Annotated in this window: 20 protein-coding genes; 12 read left to right on the top strand and 8 right to left on the bottom strand. The window is 38.2% G+C overall.

Annotation, left to right across the window (positions count from 1 at the left end; all coding sequences use genetic code 11):
- Nucleotides 1-92: 92 nt before the first annotated feature.
- Both IPO27_12830 and IPO27_12825 read right to left on the bottom strand, forming a co-directional pair.
- Complete coding sequence (locus IPO27_12830; protein MBK8847371.1) at nt 93-1,532, bottom strand: O-antigen ligase family protein; 1,440 nt, start codon at nt 1,530-1,532, stop codon at nt 93-95.
- Complete coding sequence (locus tag IPO27_12825) at nt 1,532-2,506, bottom strand: hypothetical protein (GenBank protein ID MBK8847370.1); 975 nt, start codon at nt 2,504-2,506, stop codon at nt 1,532-1,534. Before IPO27_12825 ends, IPO27_12830 begins: the two co-directional genes overlap by 1 nt.
- 176 nt (nt 2,507-2,682) lie before the next feature.
- On the opposite strand from IPO27_12825, the gene IPO27_12820 reads away from it, so the two are divergent.
- From IPO27_12820 to IPO27_12810, 3 genes are all read left to right on the top strand, one after another.
- On the top strand, nt 2,683-3,201 hold the full coding sequence (locus IPO27_12820; protein ID MBK8847369.1) for a DUF4199 domain-containing protein: 519 nt from the start codon (nt 2,683-2,685) through the stop codon (nt 3,199-3,201).
- 23 nt (nt 3,202-3,224) lie between these two features.
- Nucleotides 3,225-3,842, top strand: a complete 618-nt coding sequence (locus IPO27_12815; protein ID MBK8847368.1) for a hypothetical protein — start codon at nt 3,225-3,227, stop codon at nt 3,840-3,842.
- 143 nt (nt 3,843-3,985) lie between these two features.
- Nucleotides 3,986-5,638, top strand: a complete 1,653-nt coding sequence (locus IPO27_12810; GenBank protein ID MBK8847367.1) for a gliding motility-associated C-terminal domain-containing protein — start codon at nt 3,986-3,988, stop codon at nt 5,636-5,638.
- 204 nt (nt 5,639-5,842) lie between these two features.
- Here IPO27_12810 and IPO27_12805 read toward each other — a convergent pair whose 3' ends face one another.
- From IPO27_12805 to IPO27_12795, 3 genes are all read right to left on the bottom strand, one after another.
- On the bottom strand, nt 5,843-6,709 hold the full coding sequence (locus tag IPO27_12805; GenBank protein ID MBK8847366.1) for a hypothetical protein: 867 nt from the start codon (nt 6,707-6,709) through the stop codon (nt 5,843-5,845).
- A 221-nt stretch (nt 6,710-6,930) separates the two neighbouring features.
- Nucleotides 6,931-7,794, bottom strand: coding sequence for a lysophospholipid acyltransferase family protein (locus IPO27_12800; GenBank protein MBK8847365.1), 864 nt, complete (start codon nt 7,792-7,794; stop codon nt 6,931-6,933).
- A gap of 87 nt (nt 7,795-7,881) precedes the next feature.
- A complete protein-coding gene (locus IPO27_12795; protein MBK8847364.1) occupies nt 7,882-8,340 on the bottom strand; it encodes a hypothetical protein in 459 nt (152 codons plus the stop codon).
- A 92-nt stretch (nt 8,341-8,432) separates the two neighbouring features.
- On the opposite strand from IPO27_12795, the gene IPO27_12790 reads away from it, so the two are divergent.
- From IPO27_12790 to IPO27_12775, 4 genes are all read left to right on the top strand, one after another.
- The gene (locus tag IPO27_12790) at nt 8,433-11,708 is read left to right on the top strand and encodes a hypothetical protein (GenBank protein MBK8847363.1); all 3,276 of its coding nucleotides are present in this window, start codon (nt 8,433-8,435) and stop codon (nt 11,706-11,708) included.
- Nucleotides 11,709-11,845: 137 nt separating this feature from the next.
- Nucleotides 11,846-12,208, top strand: a complete 363-nt coding sequence (locus IPO27_12785; GenBank protein MBK8847362.1) for a sulfite exporter TauE/SafE family protein — start codon at nt 11,846-11,848, stop codon at nt 12,206-12,208.
- Between the two features lie 12 nt (nt 12,209-12,220).
- Nucleotides 12,221-13,189 carry a hypothetical protein gene (locus IPO27_12780; protein ID MBK8847361.1) on the top strand — a complete coding sequence of 323 codons (969 nt, stop codon included), beginning with the start codon at nt 12,221-12,223 and terminating at the stop codon, nt 13,187-13,189.
- A gap of 10 nt (nt 13,190-13,199) precedes the next feature.
- Nucleotides 13,200-14,399 (top strand): amidohydrolase, encoded by a 1,200-nt coding sequence (locus IPO27_12775; protein ID MBK8847360.1) that lies wholly within the window; start codon nt 13,200-13,202, stop codon nt 14,397-14,399.
- A gap of 154 nt (nt 14,400-14,553) precedes the next feature.
- Here the strand turns inward: IPO27_12775 and IPO27_12770 are convergent, their stop codons facing one another.
- From IPO27_12770 to IPO27_12760, 3 genes are all read right to left on the bottom strand, one after another.
- Nucleotides 14,554-16,326 carry a tail fiber domain-containing protein gene (locus IPO27_12770; GenBank protein ID MBK8847359.1) on the bottom strand — a complete coding sequence of 591 codons (1,773 nt, stop codon included), beginning with the start codon at nt 16,324-16,326 and terminating at the stop codon, nt 14,554-14,556.
- 96 nt (nt 16,327-16,422) lie between these two features.
- A complete protein-coding gene (locus IPO27_12765; protein ID MBK8847358.1) occupies nt 16,423-18,288 on the bottom strand; it encodes an Nramp family divalent metal transporter in 1,866 nt (621 codons plus the stop codon).
- Between the two features lie 22 nt (nt 18,289-18,310).
- The gene (locus IPO27_12760; GenBank protein MBK8847357.1) at nt 18,311-18,976 is read right to left on the bottom strand and encodes a metal-dependent transcriptional regulator; all 666 of its coding nucleotides are present in this window, start codon (nt 18,974-18,976) and stop codon (nt 18,311-18,313) included.
- A gap of 123 nt (nt 18,977-19,099) precedes the next feature.
- Between IPO27_12760 and IPO27_12755 the strand changes: the two genes are divergently transcribed.
- The 5 genes from IPO27_12755 (at nt 19,100) to IPO27_12735 (ending at nt 23,629) form a co-directional block, all read left to right on the top strand.
- Nucleotides 19,100-20,125 carry a quinone-dependent dihydroorotate dehydrogenase gene (locus IPO27_12755; protein MBK8847356.1) on the top strand — a complete coding sequence of 342 codons (1,026 nt, stop codon included), beginning with the start codon at nt 19,100-19,102 and terminating at the stop codon, nt 20,123-20,125.
- Nucleotides 20,126-20,171: 46 nt separating this feature from the next.
- Nucleotides 20,172-21,182, top strand: coding sequence for a GTPase ObgE (obgE, locus tag IPO27_12750; protein MBK8847355.1), 1,011 nt, complete (start codon nt 20,172-20,174; stop codon nt 21,180-21,182).
- Nucleotides 21,182-21,784, top strand: a complete 603-nt coding sequence (locus IPO27_12745) for a phosphatase PAP2 family protein (GenBank protein ID MBK8847354.1) — start codon at nt 21,182-21,184, stop codon at nt 21,782-21,784. Before obgE ends, IPO27_12745 begins: the two co-directional genes overlap by 1 nt.
- A complete protein-coding gene (locus IPO27_12740) occupies nt 21,781-22,149 on the top strand; it encodes a CrcB family protein (protein MBK8847353.1) in 369 nt (122 codons plus the stop codon). Before IPO27_12745 ends, IPO27_12740 begins: the two co-directional genes overlap by 4 nt.
- Before the next feature lie 115 nt (nt 22,150-22,264).
- The gene (locus tag IPO27_12735) at nt 22,265-23,629 is read left to right on the top strand and encodes a pyridoxal-phosphate dependent enzyme (GenBank protein ID MBK8847352.1); all 1,365 of its coding nucleotides are present in this window, start codon (nt 22,265-22,267) and stop codon (nt 23,627-23,629) included.
- Nucleotides 23,630-23,947: the final 318 nt, after the last annotated feature.

Here is a 23,947-nt window from a genome sequence, read left to right as displayed (position 1 = left end):
CAAAGGTAACCATATACTAAGAACTTCGATGAGTTGATTCGAACATGTATAGCATGCTAATTATTAGGTAGGATAAAGCAGTACGAGAAAAGTTACTGTATGGTTGGTGTGTCAGCCTTACGATGAAAAACCTCTAACGAGACAATTGCAGCAATAAAACCGAAAAATGGAACGGCTGCTTTTTCAGTGTCAAGAAAATTATTTAAAAAGCCGTGCACCCAATAGGTAACCAGCCCTAATAAAATACCAGCAGCCAGATTTCGTGCTGCGGGCAAAGAACTTTTTCTAAAAACACGCGAAGCAGCAAACACTGATGCTAATGACAAACCAATAAATAGCAAAGGCCCTGGAAATCCTTGTTCACTAAGCGGTCCCAAATACTCACTATGAGCATTTCCTCTGTTTCCTGAGAGGGTGCTTATTACTGTTTTTTCTTTTTGTAACTGAAACGGTCCGTAAATAAACTGATAGGTGCCCGGGCCCCAGCCTGTAATAGGGCGTTGTTCAAACATGCGCAAAGCGCAGTTCCAACGATTAATACGCTCTACATTGCTTGGGTCTGTTTTTACATTGGTAATAGATTGAAGATGCGAGCCAAAATCGTCAGACGATTGCTCGCGGTTGGTTTCAAAACTAAGTATTATTTGATTGATGTTTATACCTAGAAGCACAAGGAATAAAATGCTGAATATCAAAATTACATTTCGATGTATTTTGAAAATAAAAACTAAGCTGCAAGCAAATGCTGCAGCTATTCCAACCCATGCTGCACGGGTATAGGATAATATTAAAGCAATGATTAACAATGCCGCAGCAAGAAAACACCAGGCTCTGTATTTTTGTGAAAATCCATATCCTACCAAACCGGTAATTGCAAATGGAATATATAACGCTATTATGGCTGCATAAGCTGTATGATCATTATAAAAGGGCGACATTACAAAGTGTGCCGCCTGTTCGGTAAGATGAAAATTAATATGATTATAAGTAGTGTAAATGATAATCAACATAAAGCCTGCCAGATAAGCCCAGAGAAACTTATGAATGTTGCTTATTTTTTTAAAAAGTACGGAAGCATAAAAATAAAACACAAGTATAAAAGTAAAGCGTGCAAGCGAGTACTTAAATGAAACCAATGGCAATTCGGAAGTTAGGGTGGTAATAAACATCCAACCCACATATCCATACACAAGCCAACTAACAGGATGATTCAGAAATTTGCGATCGAGGCTGTTGTCTGTCAAAAACTTGAGTAATACCAACAGCATAGCACCAAATATGATTGGTTCGCTTGGTAAGCTCATGCCTATACCAATAGGTGTTTCGGTTAGGTTTATAGATAAAGGAACAAGAGCTGCAGCAGCAAAAAATAGAATATCAAGCCTTAAAAAACCCACAGCTGCTACCAGTAATGCTAATGGCAGAAGCAATAAATACATCATATCGAAAAATATGGCCGCACATCCCATTGCTACAAATAACAGGATAGCAGAATAATATACCAGCTTAGTCTGTAACGTAATGGGAAACATCACTGCGCGTTTAGCCTTGGCTTTATATTTTGTTGATAATTTTCAATTAGCAGAATAACTATTAGAGCAAAAAATATTGAAACAATAATTAGTGATAGCACTATGATTGTACGCTTTGGTTTTGCCTTATTTTCGGCCGGCAAAGGCTTGGTCACGTAGTTCGAATAGGTAAGTATTTTAGTTAAGTCACTTTGCGCACGTTCAAGGTTTACTTTATAATCCATAAACACCCTTCTTCCATTAGTTATCGCATTTGTAACTTGTTCAGCTTGCACACCTTTCAATTTAAGGTTATTGTAATCTTCCATAACTTTAGAAAGTGAAGCACCACTGCCTTTATACATGGCCTTCGAAAGTTCTTTCGACTGGGACTTGTAATCAAGTATTCCATAAGTATTGCGCAACTCGCCCTGTATTTTCTCAAGCGAGTCTAATTCTCGTTTCTTAATTTCAACCTGACGTTCAAATATTTTAACAACTTCGCTGGTCTTAGTGCGTTGTAAGTTACGAGCTTTCCAATCGAGCAGGGCAACCATCGTATCACATATTGCAGAAGCTGTTCTGGGATTTTCATCTAATACTGAAATCTCAACCGACTCGTATGCTGTGCGCGAAATTGAAATCATTTCCTTAAGTTGATTATAAATACGAGTGCGCGGAAACTTTGATGTTCGATCTATTTTATAATGCTCGTATAAGCTAAACGAGGTAATTAGTTTATCTTTTATATCATCTGATTCTAGCAGCTGTAGCATTGTCTCAGTAGGACTCTCGGTAGAATAAGGAATAAGGTTGCTGGGATATAATATTACGGTAGATTCAAACTGTGGTGGCATAATAAATGGCAGTGTAATTATTATGCCAGCAAGCGCAGCAACTAATGCAGTTATAGCAAGGTGCTTGCGCCATTTTCTTAGCACCAATATTAGTGAAACTAAATCCAACCGCGAACCCGCAGAACTATTAGACTCCATATGTATTTAATCATTTAATTTTTAGGAGGCGCAAAAATAGTATAATTTCATTGTCTCGCGGCAGTAATATTTTATTCGTAAAACGTTGAAACACTTGTTAATATCTAAGTTTAATGGCCTCGATTTGTTTTTTAAACAAATGTAACTTTGTTTCCTATTATTTTAAAAACCTAACAATGATAAATAGTTCAATCAAATATGGCATTATAGGGTCGGTTGCAGTAATTGTATATATGCTGTTGTTATACCTTACCGGCCTTCACCGTATGGGTATAATGGGTAGCCTTTGGTTATTGTTGGTTTTTGTTGTAGTCATTGTTTTTGTAATAGCAGGCACCAAGGCAGCACGTGCTTCCAATGGAGGTTTCATTAGTTTTAAGGATGCTTTTATAGCTGCTCTTATTTGTGGATTTGTTATGTCAATAATAACTACTTCTTACAATTATGTTCATTACAATTATATTGAAACCGATTACTTTGATTTTGTAATTAATCAGATGCATGAATATGGAGATAAAATGCCTGAAGACCAACTAGAAAAAACTACCAATGAATTGCTTAAACGAAAAGAAGAAACAAAATCGTTGAATTTGAAAAACTATGGATATAGCTTGATTTTTTATGTGCTGGTGGCGCTTATATCAGCTGTAATATTTCAGAAAAAGAAAGTGGATGAAATTGGCCCTATGGCTTAATTACCATTCTCTTTGATTGTTAAATGAATCGATATTCTTTAATTTTATACCTGTTTTTATTTAGCTCATTGCTCGCAAATGCACAATTATCGGGCGTTGTAAATATTTATACTCCCGTATTAACTGTAACGTGCAATACCATTACGGTGCAATCGTCTGCCGGATTTTTTGCAAATGACAGAGTAGTCATTATTCAAATGCAAGGTGCCACCATCGATACTTCACAAACTAATTTTTTTGGCACTGTGCTTTCTATAGGTAACGCAGGAAATTACGAGTTTGCCACCGTGTCGATAGTAAGTGGAAATGATATTTCGCTTAAACGAAGTTTAAAGCGCAATTACGATGTTGCAGGTAAAGTGCAATTAATTAAAGTACCACATTATACTGATGCTACAGTTACTGGTGCCGTTACCTGTCAGCCATGGAATGGAAGTACCGGAGGGGTAGTAGCCATTGAGGTTGATTCTTCACTCACCTTAAATGCTGATATTAATGTATCCGGAATGGGTTACCGTGGGGGAACTATAAGCAATAATCCTGATGGAGGTTGCGGCACCGGAAGTAATTTGTTTGGATATGATGTAAATCAAGGGGTGCTAGCTGGAATGAGGGCGGAGCCGAGAAGGGAGAAGGAATAGCTATCCTAGGCACTACCATTAATGGAGGTAGAGGCGCTAAGGCAAATGGAGGCGGAGGCGGCAACAAACATAATACCGGAGGCGGAGGCGGCAGCAATTATACAACCGGAGGTACTGGAGGTCATGATTTTTGCAATAATTCTGTGGGCGGCATTGGAGGACTTTCGCTAGGCAATTTCTACTTTCAGAATAAGGTATTTATGGGAGGTGGTGGTGGCTGCGGAGACTTCAACAATGCTGTTGGTACAGCAGGCACAAATGGTGGAGGCATTGTTTTTATTAAAGCCAACAACATATATGGTAATGGTTATAGCATAAAGGCGAACGGCAACGATAATTTGGCCCAAACTTCGGGTATTGGTGATGGCGCAGGTGGTGGTGGTGCAGGTGGTATCGTTTTATTTGAGGTTAATAACTTTTTATCTCCTCTTACTGCCGAAGCTAAAGGTGCAAAAGGTGGCGATTTAAACTCAGCTATTGCTAATTGCTTTGGACCCGGTGGCGGAGGTGGCAGTGGTTTAGTATGGTTAGTTCCAGGTACAATTCCCGGTAATCTTACAATTAATACATCAGCTGGCCTTGCCGGAAAAGAACTATCTCCTACATCGCCATGTTTTAATACAACGAATGGAGCTACCGATGGCTTTAATAATGCAACGCTTAATACCTTGCATAACCTGAAACTGCAGGAAAGTACCGTAAATTTCAATGGAATAGTAAATCTTGGGCCTGACTCTACCCTATGCTCTGGCGACACCATCTTTTTAATTGGAGGACTCAATGGCAATAGTTACCTATGGCAAGATGGAAGCACAACCATAACTTATACAGTAACTCAACCAGGTCAATATACATTAACCATTGTTGACAATACCTATTGCAGCGCTACCGATACAATTAACATTTCCGTTGCCAATAGTTTCAATCTTAACCTAGGCAACGACACTACCATTTGTTATGGCTCAACCTTCTTGCTTGATTTAACTTCGCTCAATGCAAATTATTTATGGAGCACGGGAAGCACCAATGCTTCACAAGCAATAACAATGAATGGTACTTATACGGTAACCATTAGCGCCACCGGCTATTGTACCGAAATTGATTCTATTAAAATTGATACCATCCCTGGTTTTTTTCTTAATATAGGACCTGATACCATTTTATGCAAATCAGACTCTTATATGTTAGATGCCGGTATTCCCGGCATAAACTATATCTGGAGCACCGGAGAAACAACACAACAAATTTCTCCTGCCCAAACTAGCATCTATTATCTGGAAGCTGATAATGGAAGTTGCAAAGTAACCGATACCGCATTTATTGAAAGACGCGACTTACAAATTAATTTAGGAAATGATACAGGTATTTGCCGAGGAAATCAATTGCTTTTTTCTGCTCCTCCCCTACTTACTTATTTGTGGCAAGATGGCACTACCAACAATACATTCGCTTTAGCTGATATTGGCACTGTATGGCTTACAGCAAGTGATAGTGTATGTTCTGAAACGGATACAGTAACAGTTACACTTACTGAAATAATTGATGTTTATCTTCCATCAGTTTTTACACCTAACGATGATGGCGTGAATGATAAGTTTGGTGCCTTATCTATTGACATTCGTGACTATGAGCTAACCATTTTTAACCGTTTTGGTGGTGTTGTTTTTCAATCAAAAATCCGGGAATGCTTTGGGATGGTAATACCCCGAATGGGCCTGCACCTGCCGGAACTTATGGCTATCTTGTATCGTTTATATCACCTTGCACCAATGATTATGTTACCTACCGAAGATTAGTAACTGTTTTGCGATAACCTTCTAATGAATTCTTAATTTCTTACTCAAACTCTAAATTAATTGGGGCATATCATTGAATTTTACTATTGCCAATTTTCTAATGGCGTAAAGTTTTAGTAGTTCAAATTTAATCAGTGATTGTGACTCGCAAAAAAAAGGCGGTGAGTCACTCACCGCCATCCATTTAAAACATCTAAAGGCTTTTTATTTTCCGGTTACTATCACAAGATATTTGCTTGCACTCCAGAATTTATCCGGATTGGTAATTTCCATATCTGTTACCATGTCCTTACCTACTTTGTTTATTTTGTAAGAGTCGGAAGGATGTGCCGTAGCCAATTCAAAATATTTGCTGTTGATATCAATTTTGCTAAACGTTGTTATATCAATTTGAGTAAAATTGTTTGATTCAAAATCACCGGTAAGTTTTTGCGATTTGCCCATGCCAAGAAATCCACCGGTTTTACTCACCACTTTTTTCAGTATCAAATCTTTCATATTTCCTTTTGTGTAATAGGCAGTGTGCATGGTTGCTATTTGCTTATTTATTACATCGGTCTTTTCATTCGATACTCGGCTCATGGTATCTATTGTAGTGCTTAAACTAGCTACTTTGGTATTCAATCCTTCAATTTGTCCGGTTAACAATACTATCGAAGAGTCGCGCATTGCAATTTGCGAATTCAAAGCGGTAATCATTTCTTCCAAAGCTTTAATTTTCACACCAGACTTTGAAAGTCGTGCTTGCAGTGCTGCAAGTTTTTCTTTATTCTCTTTCAACATCAGTTCAATCTCACTAATATTTCCAAGAATTCTTTCACGGGCTTGCGAACGGTTTTCATTATCGTTAGCCTGCATTTGCACCGCATCTTGCTTATCGGTTATGGCGTTTAGGCCACTCTCTATATCGCTTATATTCTTAATAAAATCATTTATGGTGCTGTCTTTGTAATCGGTTTGCGCTTGCAATTCAGCATTCAGTCGGTTTGCCGAATCTAACTCCTGCTTATAATCTTTACAAGCAATCATTAATGTACTTGCTGCCAAAGCAGCGAAAAAAAATCTTTTCATTCAGTTAAATAAGTTAATGTTAGTATGAGGATACGAAACGCCACAAACCAAGAACTATGCCATAGCGCCTACAAAATATTTTCATTCACCAATTTAATAACACACAATACCTGATAAAATAATGAATTCACAATATTTCAGATGTTAGTTAAATGGTAAAACGAAAAGTTGCACAAATATACTCTTTGAAACTTTATTCAGTCAAACACGAAGTAAAAAAACTAGATTTTCTTTTGATTAGCTCGTTTCCAGCGTTTATGTGTCCAAAGCCAAAATGCCGGTTGAGCTTGAATATCCTTTTCCAAAGCAGTTAGGTGCATTTGCGTAAGTTCATCTTCGGCAAAGTCTTGTGCATCTTCTGCCAATAATTCATAAGTTACTTCGTATTGGCTGCGGGCTTTTTTTTGTATATGCCCATACACCAATGCATAATCAAAAGTTTGAGCGAAACGTGCAGGCCCACGATACACGGGTGTTTCCTGATTTAAAAAGGTTGCCCAATATGCTTTTGAAACATGAAAAGGCGATTGATCGGCAATAAAGGCAACCGCCTTTAATTGCGATTCATAATTGCGAAAAAGAGATAGCACATCTTTCATTTCAACCATATCAATACCAAATTGCTCGCGCGTTGAAAGCATTGTTCTATTCCAAAAGGCGTTGCTTAACTTTTGATATATACCAAAAGTGTTATGATTGAAATGTAGCGGCATTGCCAATGCTCCCCATTCCCAATTGTTATAATGTGAAGTTACCAATATGATATTTTTATTTTTCTCGAATAGACGGGTTAATTGAATATTGTCTAGTACTTTAAAAAATTGCTGCAATTGATTAGCTGATATTGAAAAAGACTTGATGGTCTCAACAATAACATCACTAAAGTGCCTATAGAATTCTTGCTCTATTTGCAATCTTTCAAGCTCGGTTTTTTCAGGAAACGAATTTGAAATATTAGCGCGCACAATCTTCTTACGATAACCAGCAATTTTATACAAAACTACATATAAGAAGTCACTTAAATAATGCAGCCACCTTAAAGGCAATAGCGATAGAGGCTTGATAACTAAAAGATAGAGCAGCATTTAATGGATTGAAAACTAATTACCACGCAAAATAATTGCTTTTTTACAAATAAAAAGGAAAACGGTAGTCATCCTAAATTAATTCTGTTAGTTACGTACAATTACTTTAATGGGAACATCCTTTGGCAAAAAGCACATTTCATCGTTGCAAGCCTGGTAGTTTATATTTCCTTTTATAATAAAAGGCACTTTGCCTATGGTAACTATTGCCTGCTTAAATGTTGCTTGATGCGAATAATAACGCAAAGGGGCACTAAAATTTCCCTCTTTAATAATAGGATCGGGTTGCAACACCGGGCCATTGGTATAGTAATAGCTTGAATCGCTTGAAACTTCAAAAAAAGTTGGCAAGCCAAAATCTGCAGTGTGGTCAATTGCAAAAATATGCATACCATCGTCCATGGTTGCTTTCATTATCAATTCGCCATGAAGCGAATCTATACTTACATATTCAACAATCCAACTCACCTGCTCTTTTGATGCATCTTGTGCGCTGGCACACAACCACATCATCATCAAAGGGATTAAAATAAAGCGTTTTACCATTCTAAAGCGATTTTTAAAAAGTCTTCAAATGTAACACTAATCTTTAAACGATTTTTTTTGTCAAAATTTTGTCAAGGCTAATCAATATTATTATGTGTACCAATAAATATTACGATATTGGCGTTCTCTATAGCGGCATGTTAAAACGCATTACATTTTTATACATTATTATATTCGTGCTTGCGCTTGATGCCAAAGCGCAATTCTACAATGGCCTGCAACAAAGCTTTGGAAAAAACCGTGTTCAATACAATGAGTTTAAGTGGACATTTATGCGGTATAAGAATTTCGACATTTACTATTATCAAGGTGGCAGGGAGCACGCAGAATTTTGTGGCATTTATTGCGATGGCATCATTACCGAAGTAGAAAGGCTGTTTGATTACAATACCGAAGGCAGGTTACATATTATGGTATATAGTAAGCTAAATGATTTGAAGCAAACAAACATTGGCCTTGATGCCGATATGCAAACGAGCTATAATACCGGAGGTACAACCAAGATTAGCGGAAACAAGATTCTGGTTTATTTTAATGGCGACCATCAGCATCTCCTTAATCAAATAAGAGAAGGAATAGCAAAAGTGCTGCTTGAGCAACTCATGTTTGGCGGCAGCCTCAAAGAGCGTTTGCAAAATTCTATTTTACTATCGTTACCACCATGGTTTGCTTATGGCAATTCAAAATATATAGGATATGGCTGGACCGAGACAGATGATAATAAGTTGCTTGACAAGGTTAAAAGTGATAGATTTAATTTTAACAAATTGGTGGTGCAAGATGAGTTACTTGCCGGCAAAAGTTTTTGGTTTTTTCTGGAACAAACTTATGGCCGCGAAACCTTTGCTAATTTGCTTTACAGCACACGCATATTCCGAAGTGCAGAATATGCATTTCAAAATACGTATGGCAAATCGAGCAAACAGTTATTTAACGAATGGTTGATATTCTATCAACGTAAATATCTAAATGCAGATTCTGGAAAAATACTTCCCAAAGGACATATTGCGCAATTGAAATTTAAGAAGAATGTAAAAGTTACGCGCATAGCTGTGAGCAACGATGGAAACCGAATTGCATATGCAACAAATGAAATGGGACGCTACAAAGTATATATTTTTGATCTAAAACGCAAAAAGAAAAGCTGTGTGCTCAAAGGTGGATATAAAGCACTCAATACCGAGGCCGATGAATCCTATCCATTGCTAGAGTGGCATCCGGGAGGCAAGCATCTTAGTATAATTTATGAAAACAAGGGATATAATTGGTTAATGCATTACTATCCTACGAATAAGAAAAAACGAAGCACAAACAAGTTAGTAAACTTTACAAAGGTATTGAGCTTTGACTATGCTGATGATGGACAAAGTTTTGTAATGTCTGCTATACAAAAGGGTCAAAGCGATATTTTTATTTGGAATTTGCGTGGTCGCAAGTCAACTCAAATAACCAAAGACGTATATGATGATCTTTCGCCCTCATTTGCCGACAGCAGTCATAAAATAGTGTTTTCATCCAATCGTGATATTGATTCGATAGGATATGAAACGCATCGCAGGCTTGGTCAAAATCAGTTTGATATATTTGTTTATGACCTTCAGAAAAATTCGAATAAACTAATTCGAATAACCAATACACCCAATGTAAACGAAACACAAACGCACGGTGCCGATGAAGGCAGGGTTGCTTACCTTGGCAATTATAATGGAAGCAAAAATATTTACATTGCCCGAATAGACAGTGTTTTTGATTACTACGATTCGACCAGACATTTTAAGTATGTGGCTTCTAATTTTGTACAAACTAATTCGCCTCGAAACATACTTGATTTTGACCTTACCTTTTCGAAAAGGAGATATGCCTATATTTTACTTGACAATGGAAGGTACAAGATTTACAGCGATGCTCAACCGGCCTTTGAGCTCAATGATACAACAAAGGTAAATCAGTTTTTCGAAAATCCATTTTTAAAACAAACTTCAGACACTGTTATTCCTAATAAGTCAAAAGATGAGAAGCCTGAAATTAGCAAACCTTCAGGGTATTCTTTCGAAAGCGAATTTGCACCAAAGGTAAAAACTATAGCAACGGATACGGTAACAGTTATTAAGGCCGATACCGCAAGCATAGGCCGTTATAATACTGCCGTCACTAATTATATTTTCCCTAAACAGCGTAACTATGATATCGCTTTAAGCACACAGTATTTTGTAACACAACTCGATAATCAATTACTCAATGCATCGTATCAGACGTTTACAGGTGGATCACCATTTTTCGATCCGGGCCTGAATGGCTTATTTAAAATAGGCTTGACCGATGTAATGGAAGATTATCGCATGATGGCCGGTGTGCGCTTTTCGGGCAATTTTAATAGTAATGAATATATAGTAGGATTTGATAATCTGCATAAAAAAATTGATCAGTCTTATTACTTATATCGTCAAGCGAGGAATGATGTTATTGGATTTTCGTTACTCAAAATTGTAACCTACGAAGCCAAGTATATTACCAAGTACCCGCTAAATGATATAGCAGCCATACGCGGCACAGCTACAATTAGAAATGACCGCAACACGGCTTTATCTATTGATTCGGTCAACCTTGAAGCGCCCGGGTTTAATCGCTATTGGGGAACCGCTAAGGTTGAATATGTGTTTGATAATACCCTCAGCACAGGCATCAATACATTAAATGGTTTCAGATATAAAATCTTTGCTGAAATGTTTAATCAACTGGATGAAAAGAAAAAACTACTAACCGTTGTTGGATTTGATGCACGACATTATTTGAAAATTTATAAAAATCTAATTTGGTGCAATCGCGTTGCCGGAAGCAAGTCGGGGGGTGCGGCCAAATTGATTTATTATCTGGGAGGTGTAGATAATGCTATTGTGCCAAATCAGAATTTTGACAATACCATTAAGATCGACTATTCGCAGAATTACGCCTTTCAGGCAATCGCCACAAATATGCGTGGTTTCAGACAGAACATACGAAACGGAAGTTCGTTTTCAGTAATCAATTCTGAACTGCGCGTTCCGGTATTTCAATTACTAAGTAGTAAACCAATTCGCTCCGATTTTTTCCGCAGTTTTCAATTAGTAGGATTTGTGGATGCTGGTACTGCATGGAACGGCCTCACACCCTGGAGCAAGGATAACAATATAAATATAGATGTTATTCAAACAGGACCGTTTACTATTACCGTTAACAAAAAGACGGATCCTATAGTTGCAGGATATGGGTGGGGAATGCATGCGCAATTTTTAGGCTACTTTATGCGTGCCGATTGGAGCTATGGATTTGCCGACCGAGTTCTTGCTAAAAAACCCTTGTTCAACTTTTCGCTTGGCTTAGACTTTTAATATAGTATTGGCTGCATTACGAATAAAAGTCAGTCTAATCTTAGCCTACTCATGCTTTATTAGAGAAATTACCAATAAATAAAAAGCCCGCTTTTTTTTAAAAAACCTTTCTACATTCGCCACAAACAAAGCATCGCATGGCAAATATTATCATTTTACTATGTATAGGTATTGTGGCCGGCATATTCAGCGGCTTTATAGGTATTGGTGGCGGATTGGTTGTGGTACCATGCCTGGTTTATTTTGTAGGTCTTTCGCAACATACAGCACAGGGCACATCACTTGCCATGATGCTTCCACCTATTGGTATTATGGCGGTTTACAATTACTATCAAAAAGGAATGGTTGACTTAAAAGTAGCTGGCATTCTTTGCATCAGCTTTATTGCCGGCAGTTATTTTGGAAGTAAGTTTGCCATTGCACTCTCACCTGAACAAATTAAAAAAGCGTTTGGTGTAATTATAATTGCACTTGGATTAAAAATGGTTTTTTGGAAATAATGAATTAAAAAAATGAGGTTTAAAATTTCAATCATGTCTTGTATCGTTCTGGCTACAACTCAATTAGTGCAGGCACAATCAATCATGCTAACACCACGCCTTAAGGTAGGTGAAAAAAAACAAGTTACTATAACCGACTTGGGCAAAGAGTTTAAACGCGATAAATGGCATGAAGAGGAACCGGATGAACGCACTTATCGCTATGAAGTAACTGGGGAAGATGCCGAAGGATTTACATTTACTATAATAGATGCAAATCCGGTAGCAGCATTGGGTCGAAAATTAGGAGACACCTCCTTAACCGGAAGCGTGTCTGAAATAGAAAGCAAAATTATTTATCGCCTAAATAAAAAAGATGGAACAACAGAATTGCTTAATTGGGGAGAAATTCAGGGAAACACCAATGCAGTGTTTGCCAAACTTGATTCGGCAATGTCAAAGGGAGATGATGAGGAAAATTCAAAAAGCGCATTATTGAAAATGATTTTTGATCCACTCAAATCCGTTTATGAATCAGAAGAAAGTATTAAAGAGTCCATGGACAAGGACAACGGAATTATTTTTAGTCACTATGGCAAAATGCTAAATTTTGCAGATACCCTGTTTGAAGAGAATAACGAACAAAATCCTTTTAAAAAAGGGGCCTTACTCACCGGCACATCTAAATCAATTCTCAAAAAGGGAGCCACTGAAAACAAATATGAACTAGTACGTATTACAAACTATGATATGGCTGAATTTATAGAAGGCTTTAAAAAAATGATGAAGGAAATGATTGAGAAAATGGGAAGCAGCGACAAAAAGAAAAAGGAACTGGAAGAAATTCAAACAATGAAGTTTGACTTTAATACAACTGAAAACATTACCATAGATAGCACTTCAGGTGCCATGATAGAAGCTTTAATGGTTTCAACCATTAAAGGCAGTGCAGGCGGCAAAAACAATGAAAAAATAATTACGAGAAAGATTCAAGTTTTATAGACTAAATTTTCTGATGATAGATAAAATAAAATCGCTTACTGAAAAGTACTTTGAAGAAACCCGTGCAAACCGAAGGCATTTGCATGCGCATCCCGAATTATCGTATAGCGAACACAAGACGGCCAAATTTATTGAAGAAAAATTGCAAGAAATTGGTATCACAAAATTTGAGCGCATAGCGAATACAGGTATAGTAGCACTAATAGAGGGAAAAAAACCAGAGTCGAAGGTGATAGCATTGCGTGGCGATATGGATGCATTGCCTATACAAGAAACCAATGATGTGCCTTATAAATCTCTACATGCAGGCGTAATGCATGCCTGTGGTCACGATGTGCATACCAGTTGCTTACTTGGTGCAGCAAAAATTCTGAATGAATTGAAAGATAATTTCGAAGGCAGTATAAAGTGCATTTTTCAACCTGCCGAAGAAAAACTACCGGGAGGCGCTTCCATGATGATAAAGGAAGGTGTGCTTCAAAATCCCTCGCCATCAGGAATAATAGGACAACATGTAATGCCTTTGATAGATGTTGGTAAAGTTGGATTTCGCAGCGGTATCTATATGGCTAGTACCGATGAACTCTATATTAAAATTAAAGGGAAAGGTGGACATGGGGCAATGCCCCATTTGAATATTGACCCGGTGTTAATTACTTCTCATTTTATTGTTGCTGCACAGCAATTGGTAAGTCGTGCTGCTAATCCAACCATGCCTAGTGTTTTAAGCTTTGGAAAAGTAATTGCTAATGGCGCAACCAATGTTATACCTGACGAGGTTTACATAGAGGGCACCTTTCGCACGCTTGATGAGCAGTGGCGCAATCAAATGCATGTAAAGCTTGAAAAATTGCTAATTGGTATTTGCGAAAGTATGGGCGGTAAAGCTGAAATTGAAATTCGAAAAGGCTATCCGGCACTATACAATAATCCGCAGCTAACGGCACGCGCGCGCGCTCATGCTGAAAATTATCTGGGAAAGGAAAATGTGCTTGATCTTGACATTTGGATGGCTGCCGAAGACTTTGCCTATTATACACAAGTAGCCGAAGGTTGCTTTTATAGATTGGGTACACGCAACGAAGTCAGAGGAATAACTTCTTCGGTTCATACCAGCACATTTGATATTGACGAAGATGCATTGAAAGTCGGAGTTGGCCTGATGACTTATCTTGCTATTCAAGAGTTGACCATACAAAAAAATTTGTAGTACGTATATTGTTACCGATACAATACATCAAAAACTAATTAAACAAATCACTTTCCGATACAAAATTTTAAATTCGCTAAAAAAAGCTGCTTCAAAAAACAAAGCCGCAATAATTAATCATTGCGGCCTTTCTTTTCATTAATTAGTTAACAAACTATTTTGAAACAGTAAAACTCTTTTTTTCAATACTCTTACCATCAACAATCAACGAATAAAAATATTGCCCGGCAGCAAAATTTGCTCCGTCTATTATTACTAGTCCCCTACCCTTTTGTGATAATGCAATCCTTTTAACATCGCTTCCTGTGCCCGACTGTATCAACAGCATTGCACTAGTGCATTCATTCGGGATGGAATAATTTATATTTGTAGTTGCCGCAAAAGGATTGGGTTCGTTCTGCATCAGGAAGCTTTCATTTAATGTTCCTGTTTCGATGCCCTGCGATTTTAAAACGAGATTTTTTAATTCATTAATTTGCTTTTGCTGATCGCTTACCATATTTTTTAGTTCCTGATTCTGAGTATGCAATTCCTGAACCGACTTAACCAGAGGAGCTACAAAGTCGCTATAGCGCAGTCCCATTATTTTGCCGGTGTTATCCAGACCACTGAAGTCATAATTTACCTGACGGGCTGCAGCTTCTACTTCCTGAGCTAGAAAACCTGTAAACTGAATTTTTTCGATATCATATTTGCCTTCAAACTCTTCATTAATTTCCTTATTCAACAATGCCTCTTCTTTTTTAACATCATAATGATAGGTAACAGGACGAAGTAAATTTACAAACTCTAGTCCGGGTACATTTTGTACGATATTATTTTTTATTCGCGCATCCGAAAAATTGGTCCATCCAACCTGACCGCCAATAGAGCTAACCGAAGTATTTCCAATTCTTACTTTATTAGAGGCATCTACATAAGCATCGTATCCAATTGCTGAGCTGTTGGTGATACTGCTAAAACTACCTGTTGCATACGTACCAACATAACTATTGTTGGTTCCGGTAATTATGGAAATTCCTGTAAAATACCCGAGCGAAACATTGCGACTGCCGGTAGTGAGTGATTGAAAAGCAGAGTAGCCGGAAACTGTATTATAAAAACCGGAGGTACATCCTGATAATGCTACAAGACCAACGGCAGTATTAGAATGACCGGTGATATTATTACGCATTGCTTGAAATCCAACAGCGGTATTATTGAACCCACTTCCATTTGACAAAAGCGCTTTATTGCCCACAGCAGTATTTTGAGTTGCTTCATACGATTGCACACTACCCTGACTGTTATTATACAAAGCAGAGTCGCCAATGGCCACCAAGCCTGATCTGCCAGAATTAAAGTATAACGTGAATGCTCCTATGCCAACATTTGAACTACCGGTGTTGGCATTGTAGCCCGAGTTCATTCCAAAGTAACAATTATTGATTCCGGTGCTTAACGTATAGGCTGCACTACGGCCCATTACGGTATTGTTATTGGAGGTGCATATACCGCCCACACTGCGCCCTACAAAGGTGTTATTAGTTGCGGAGGTAATGCTGGTACCAGCACCTTCGCCAACTAACGTATTTCCTACTCCCGTCATATTTAAGGTACCTGCATTACCCACAGCTAAATTTGAGTTGTTGGTTGAATATAAAATTCGCGTTCCCTTAATTCGGTACATCGAATCGGTATTGATGCTCCCTGTTTTAACATCAAACGCATACCCTGCGGCCGTTGTTCCTAAAGCTACACGTCCATTATTTTGAACAAATATGCGTGTTGTACCATTGGTCTTAATCTTAAAAGCCACATTGTCGCTGGTTCCTACATAGTTTGTGGCTGAGTTAGTTCCGGCATTTCCATTAAGCGACCATTGTGCTTGTGCATTCATAGCAATTCCAATTGCCACAGCAAGGAAGGTTAATTTTTTAATCATCATATTATTTTTTAATTATTAGGTATGCACAATAGTACAATAATGAATCACCCTTGTCAAGGTAAATTTGAAATTTATTATTACTAAGGATTCGAAAGATTATTGTATAACGAATACAGGCACTTTTACACGATGTCTAACCGCATCAACCGTAGTACCAAAAATTAAGTCTTTAATTCCTTTATGTCCGTGTGAACCTAGCACAAGCAAATCGGCATGATATATTTTAACAGCCGCGGGAATTTCCGTTTTAGGATTTCCATAGGCAATGGCTTTGGAAACACGATATCCCTGCTTACTTAGATGTTCTATATAGGTATCTAATATCTTATTATCCGAAGAAGATTCGTAGTCTCCGGTATCTTTACCAAAAAACATAGCACCAACCGTTTCAACAGAATGAATAAGAATATACTCTGCCTGTTTACCACCAATCGAAAGTGCATGCGATACAGTTTTACTGTCACTTTTCGAAAAGTCAAGTGCAACAGCAATACGGCTGTAATGCGAGGGCAACACCTTTGGCATCGACCCTGCATCGCGATGCGGTATATAAGGTTCTCTTTCTTTCAGTTTCACTATAAAGGGTTTAACAGTTATGTATGCCAATACACCAAATGCAAGTAATGCTATGGCATAAGCCGAATAAACCATCCAAATCATTGAACCTGCGCTTTCCTCCCATTCAGTAAGTTGCTGAACAACTAATCTGATATTAAGTACAATAATAATGATGGCCGATGTCCAACCCAGAATTTTTAAAAGCGGCTTTATCGCAAATTCCTTCATAGTATTAGCATCACTTACAAAATGTATAAGTGGAACAATCGCAAAACCCAATTGCAGACTAAGCACCACCTGGCTAAATATGAGCATCTTACCTGTAGCCCCTTCGCCCATAATATTAATTACTATAAGAGCCGGAACTACTGCCAGTGTGCGGGTAATTATTCTGCGTATCCAAGGCTGTATACGTAGGTTGAGATAACCTTCCATAACAATTTGTCCAGCCAGCGTACCGGTAATAGTAGAGCTTTGTCCTGCCGCAATTAATGCAAGCGCAAAAAGAATGGATGCCCACTTAGTACCAAGCATTGGCGAAAGCAATTTATAAGCATCCTGAATTTCAGCAACTTCAAACAAGCCATTATTATAAAAAACAGTGCCTGCTAATATTAAGATAGCAGCATTAACAAAAAAGGCAAGATTGAGGGCAATGGCCGAATCAATAAAATTAAATTTTATTGCCTTTTTAATTCCAGATGACGAACGATCTATTCTACGTGTTTGTACAAGTGACGAATGCAGGTACAAGTTGTGTGGCATAACCGTGGCGCCTATTATTCCTATGGCAATGTAAAGTGCTTCGTCATCAGGTAGTGATGGTATAAATCCGGTGGATATAGCAGCAAGGGAAGGTTGTGCCATCAACAACTCTATAAAAAAAGCGCCACCAATTAATGCAACCAGAGCAAGTATGAAGGCTTCCATTTTACGCATACCATAGTTTAGCAAAAAAAGCAAGAGAAAGGTATCGAGTACACAAATCAAAATGCCATAATTGAGAGGAAGGCCAAACAGGAGTTGTAAACCAATGGCCATTCCGAGCACTTCGGCAAGGTCGCATGCTGCAATAGCTATTTCTGCCAACACATATAAAAACATGTTGATAGCAGGATGGTAAAATTCCCGCGAAGCCTGTGCTAAGTCTCTGTTACGCACTATTCCCAAGCGAGCGCTAAAACTTTGCAACAGCAAGGCCATTAGGTTTGACATTAGCAACACCCAAACCAATGCATAGCCATATCTGCTGCCACCGGCAAGGTCGGTGGCCCAATTACCGGGATCCATATAGCCAACACTAACCAGATAGGCTGGGCCCATAAACGCGAAAAGGCGTTTAAAATAACTTCCCTGAAGTCGTGTCTCTACGGTTGCATTAACTTCCGAAAGCGATGAAGTGATATTTTTAGAATTCTCCATTGGTTTATATTTTTATTTTCATTAATAAATGCCTTGCAACTTCATGCGTAATAAATACTTCTGCATGTTGGCGTGTTTTTACTTTTAGCGAATTATCAAAATCGCTTTTAGAAATAATTTTTAAGGTTGATCCAATTTTTAATCCCATGTTTTCGAGATGTTGGAAGAACAAGTCGGTGTGATTGGTTACTGCTTTCAATTCTACTTCCTTATTCACTGCAATGCTCGATAGTTCGATAACGTTGCGCTTAGGAATTTTTCCTTTTGCATCAGGTATAGGGTCGCCATGGGGGTCAAATTCAGGATGCTCAAGAAATGAATCTATTCGACTTACAAGTTCTTCTGATTGCACATGTTCCAGTTGCTCAGCTATTTCGTGCACTTCGTTCCATTTAAAATGCAGCGTTTGCACAAGGAATAGCTCCCATAAGCGGTGTCTGCGTATTACCTGCATGGCTTGTTGCATACCTAAAACTGTGAGGCTCACACCATAATATGGTTTGTGCTTAATAAGTTTTTTGTCGGCTAGTTTTTTTAGCATTTCGGTAACTGATGCTGCTTTGGTATTCATTTCCGAAGCAATTGCATTGGTCAGTACCGGACTTTCTCCATAATTACTAAGCTTTCCTATAGCCTTTAGGTAGTTTTCTACTGACTGGCTTTTATACATCCTAAATTAATTTTGAGGCAAAAGTAATATTATTTTTAGGCGCGCCTAATATTTTTTAAACAGCCGCAGCCACTCGCTTTACTAAATTAATGTAATATTGCCTTTTCAAATTTTTATTTGATGTTGTACCAACACATTTTTAAACCTCTTTTATTTACCTTAGATGCAGAAACGGCTCACCATATTACGTTTGCTGCCTTGCGAATAATAAACAACATTCCCGGAGGTTCTGACTTACTAAAATTATTATACGGATACAAACATCCAGGCCTGGAGCGAAAGTGCATGGGCATAACCTTTCCCGGTCCTGTTGGGTTGGCAGCCGGTCTTGATAAAAATGCTATTTTGTACGATGTGTTTCATGATATGGGTTTTGGATTCGTGGAAGTAGGAACCGTTACACCTAAGGCACAAGCAGGCAATGATAAACCAAGATTATTCAGGTTGCCCAAAGATGAGGCACTCATAAACCGTATGGGTTTTAATAATGATGGCGCTCATAAAGTATTGGAACGATTAAAACAAAAAAAACCGGGTAACATCATTGGAGTTAATATTGGAAAAAACAAACTGACACCAAATGAAAATGCATCGGACGATTATCTTACATGTCTAAAATTACTACATCCGGTAGCCGATTACTTTGTTGTAAATGTATCATCACCCAATACACCGGGATTGCGCACTTTACAAGACCGCGAACCACTTAGTAATTTATTAATCACCTTGCAGGCCGCCAATCAAGAACTTGCTAATCCGAAACCCATCCTTCTAAAAATTGCTCCAGATATGGAGTATTCGCAGTTGGACGAAATAATAGACATTTCCCACCAGACAAAACTATCAGGCATTGTTGCAACCAATACAACTGTGAGTCGCGAAGGGTTAAGTTCACCCTCAATATTAACCGGGCAAACCGGAGGATTGAGCGGGGCACCGGTGCGCAAACGCAGTACCGAGGTCATCAAACATTTGCGAAAAAATTGTAGTTCGCAATTTTGTATTATTGGTGTTGGAGGAATATTTACAGCCTATGATGCAAAAGAGAAACTTGATGTTGGAGCTGATTTAATACAATTATATACTGGCTATGTTTATCAAGGTCCTTCGATAGTAGGTACCATCTCCAAATCGCTTGTAAGCAGATAAAGACGCAGTAACCCAATAAATACAGTACTTTTGCGCCTAACAACATATGGAAAGTAATTTTATAGATTATGTAAAGATATGCTGCCGCAGTGGAAAGGGCGGAGCAGGATCAGTACATTTACACCGGGATGCCCTTACTGCCAAAGGCGGCCCTGATGGTGGTGATGGCGGCCGCGGAGGACATGTTATAATAAGGGGTAACAAGCAACTATGGACATTGCTACACCTAAAATACCGCAAACACATTATTGCAGAAGAAGGCACCAATGGCAGCAGCTCTAACAAGACCGGTTCGGATGGGAAAGACGAAATTCTTGATGTGCCTTTAGGTACCATAGCCCGCGATTTTGAAACCAACGAATTACTGGTAGAAATTGAGCATGAAGGGCAAGAATTTGTTTTAACACCTGGAGGACGAGGAGGTAAAGGCAATGCCTTTTTCAAATCGGCCACCCGCCAAACTCCTCGCTATGCGCAGCCTGGAGAGCCGGGCCGCGATGAATGGAAGATTCTTGAACTTAAACTAATGGCAGATGTTGGTTTGGTGGGCTTTCCAAATGCCGGAAAGAGCACTTTGCTGGCTTCACTCTCAAATGCCAAACCCGAAATTGCTGATTATCCGTTTACAACCCTAGTTCCTAATCTTGGCTTGGTAGGCTATCGTGACGACCGGTCATTTGTGATGGCCGATATTCCCGGTATAATTGAAGATGCTCATCTTGGTAAAGGCCTGGGGTTACGTTTTTTAAAACATATTGAGCGCAACTCTACCTTACTTTTTATGATTCCATGCGATGCAAAAAGCTTAAAAGAAGAATATAAAATACTGAAGCGCGAATTAAAGTTACACAATCCCGAACTGATGCATAAACGCAGGGTAATTGCCATTACCAAATGTGACATGCTCGATGCTGAATTGCAAAAGGAATTAAAAAAAGAAGTACCGCGCGATAAGCAAACCGATGGAACAAGTATTCCGGTTGTTTTAATTTCTTCGGTAGCAACACAAAATTTACAAGAACTTAAAGATGTTTTGTGGCAACAAATAACCAGGTAATGATTCTTGAAAAAATTCTTGAGTGGGACCGTGCAGTTTTGCTTTTTGTAAATGGTTGTAATACACCAACCCTTGATTTTATTTTTTGGAACATTTCGCAAGCCAAAACATGGATTCCACTTTACCTCCTTATCATCTTCTTTATTTTCAAAACCTATAAGCGTAAAGCAATAGCTACCTTGTTTTTAATACCATTACTTATTCTGGCAAGTGATCAGAGTGGTTTGTTTCTTAAGAATTATTTTATGCGCTTACGCCCTACACACGATACCGGATTTATGGATTTACTGCACATAGTAAATGGCTATCAGGGTGGCTTGTATAGTTTTGTTTCGCAACATGCATGCAACACATTTGCACTGGCTACTTTTGTTGCCTTACTATGGCGCAAGCAATTGGTGTGGCTCGATTACGTGTTGTTTGCCTATTCCATGCTCAATTGCATTAGCCGTGTATATCTGGGTGTGCACTACCCTACCGATATACTTGCAGGCGCAGCACTTGGCACTTCCATTGGCTTTCTCTTTTATTTTGTTTTCATTCATCATGACCATGACTTGATTTATAATTTAACTGATAAAATATTTAAGCCTGAACAATGAACTGGTTAATGGTATTTATAGGAGGAGGATTGGGTTGCATAGCAAGACATGGTATAAATGTTTTACTGCTTTCAAAAAACCTTCAATTTCCTCTTGCAACGCTTATAGTTAATGCTTTAAGTTGCTTCATAATGGGTCTAATGGCCAATGCCCTATTACAACAAAATCAAACTTTGACACGCATGTTTTTATTGGTTGGATTATGCGGAGGTTTTAGCACCTTTTCAGCATTTACTTTCGAATCCATGACTTTAATACAACAGGGAAATTGGTCCATAGCAGGAGTAAATATTATTGCAAATATGGTATTATGCATACTTACTTTTTTACTAGGCAGTTATATTTATGTTTGTTTAAAAAATTAGGCCTTGTGCCTGTTTTTAAAGGCGATTGAATCAACAACATTTTTCGACCACTTAAACAGACACTTCAATAATTAATTTACTTTTGCGCCTCAAATAATAAAGGCACTAATTATATATGAAAGTTTGTAATAATATCCTTGAAGCCATTGGCAATACACCGCTTGTTCGTTTAAACAAAGTTACCGCATCTTTACCATGTACCGTTTATGCCAAGGTAGAAACATTTAATCCCGGAAATTCTATTAAAGATCGCATGGCGGTTAAGATGATTGAAGATGCCGAAAAGGCCGGAAAACTTAAACCTGGAGGTACAATTATAGAAGGCACAAGCGGCAACACAGGCATGGGCCTTGCCATTGCCGGAATAGTGAAGGGCTATAAATGCATATTTACAACAACAGATAAGCAATCAAAGGAAAAAGTTGATGCCTTAAAAGCATTCGGTGCCGATGTAATTGTATGTCCTACTAATGTAGAGCCCGAAGATCCTCGCTCCTATTATAGTGTTGCGGCAAGATTAAATAAAGAAATCCCAAATTCCTTTTATCCAAATCAATACGACAACCTCTCTAACAGGCAAGCACATTACGAACAAACAGGTCCCGAAATATGGGATCAAACCGATGGAACCATTACCCATTTGATAGTGGGTGCCGGCACTGGTGGCACCATTACGGGGACAGGAAAGTTTTTGAAAGAAAAAAATCCTGCCATAAAAATTTGGGCGGTTGATACGTATGGAAGTGCATTAAAGAAATATCACGAAACCGGAGAACTTGATAAAAATGAAATCTATCCATATGTAACCGAAGGTATTGGCGAAGATTTTATTCCGAAGAACTACGATTTTTCTGTCATTGATCACTTTGAAAAGGTAACCGATAAGGAAGCAGCGCTAATGACCCGCGACCTCGTAAGCAAAGAAGCCATTTGGGTTGGCAATAGCGCAGGCAGTGCAGTGGCAGGTTTATTACAGTTAAAAGATCAATTAAAACCAACCGATGTAGTGGTAGTAATTTTTCACGATCATGGTTCACGATACATTGCCAAAATATTCAACGATGATTGGATGCGTAGCAAAGGATACCTTGATATAAAAGGAATGACCGCCAAAGATCTTACCGGAAACCGCAAGCAGGATTTAATTATGCTTGAATCTAGTGAACTTGTAAGTAAGGCTATTGAGATTATTACCAAAAATGACTATTCGCATATACCTGTAACCGAAAACAAACGTATAGTGGGTTCTATAAACGAAAATCATTTGATGAGTGAGCTTGTAAAAAATCCTGATATTAAAAATCAACCCATCAAGAATATAATGGAACCGGCATTTCCGTTTGCTGATATCAGTACCGGAATAGAAACCTTATCAGAAATGATATTGAACAATAACACTGCTATACTGGTAAAGGATTTTAAAACCGATGCTACCTATATCATTACCAAGTACGATGTGCTAAGTGCTTTAGCAAAATAAAGTTACTCATCTTGCATTGCAAAGGCAAACTATAGCGGATTTAACCTGGCCTTTACAAAAGTTTTAGCACAATATGGGCAGTAAAAGCGTGAAAGTTTAATTAGGTTTAGCGTAATTGCATTGACCACCTTCTGCGAAACTGAAAGCTCGATTGGCTGTCCAAAGCTGCCGCATCTGGTGCAACTGCAGATTGGAGTAATTGTATTTGTTGCTTGAATTATCATTTTATTTTTAACGCAAAAATAAGGGAGGTCTATTAAGCCAATATTTAGCCAATATTACTTTATGATTATGTATACTTGTTAGGCAAACTAATAA

The organism is Bacteroidota bacterium, assembly GCA_016714535.1.
Classification (GTDB): domain Bacteria; phylum Bacteroidota; class Bacteroidia; order AKYH767-A; family OLB10; genus JADKFV01.
Note: the sequence above shows the minus strand (reverse complement) of the source record. Positions and strands in the feature narration are given on the sequence as shown.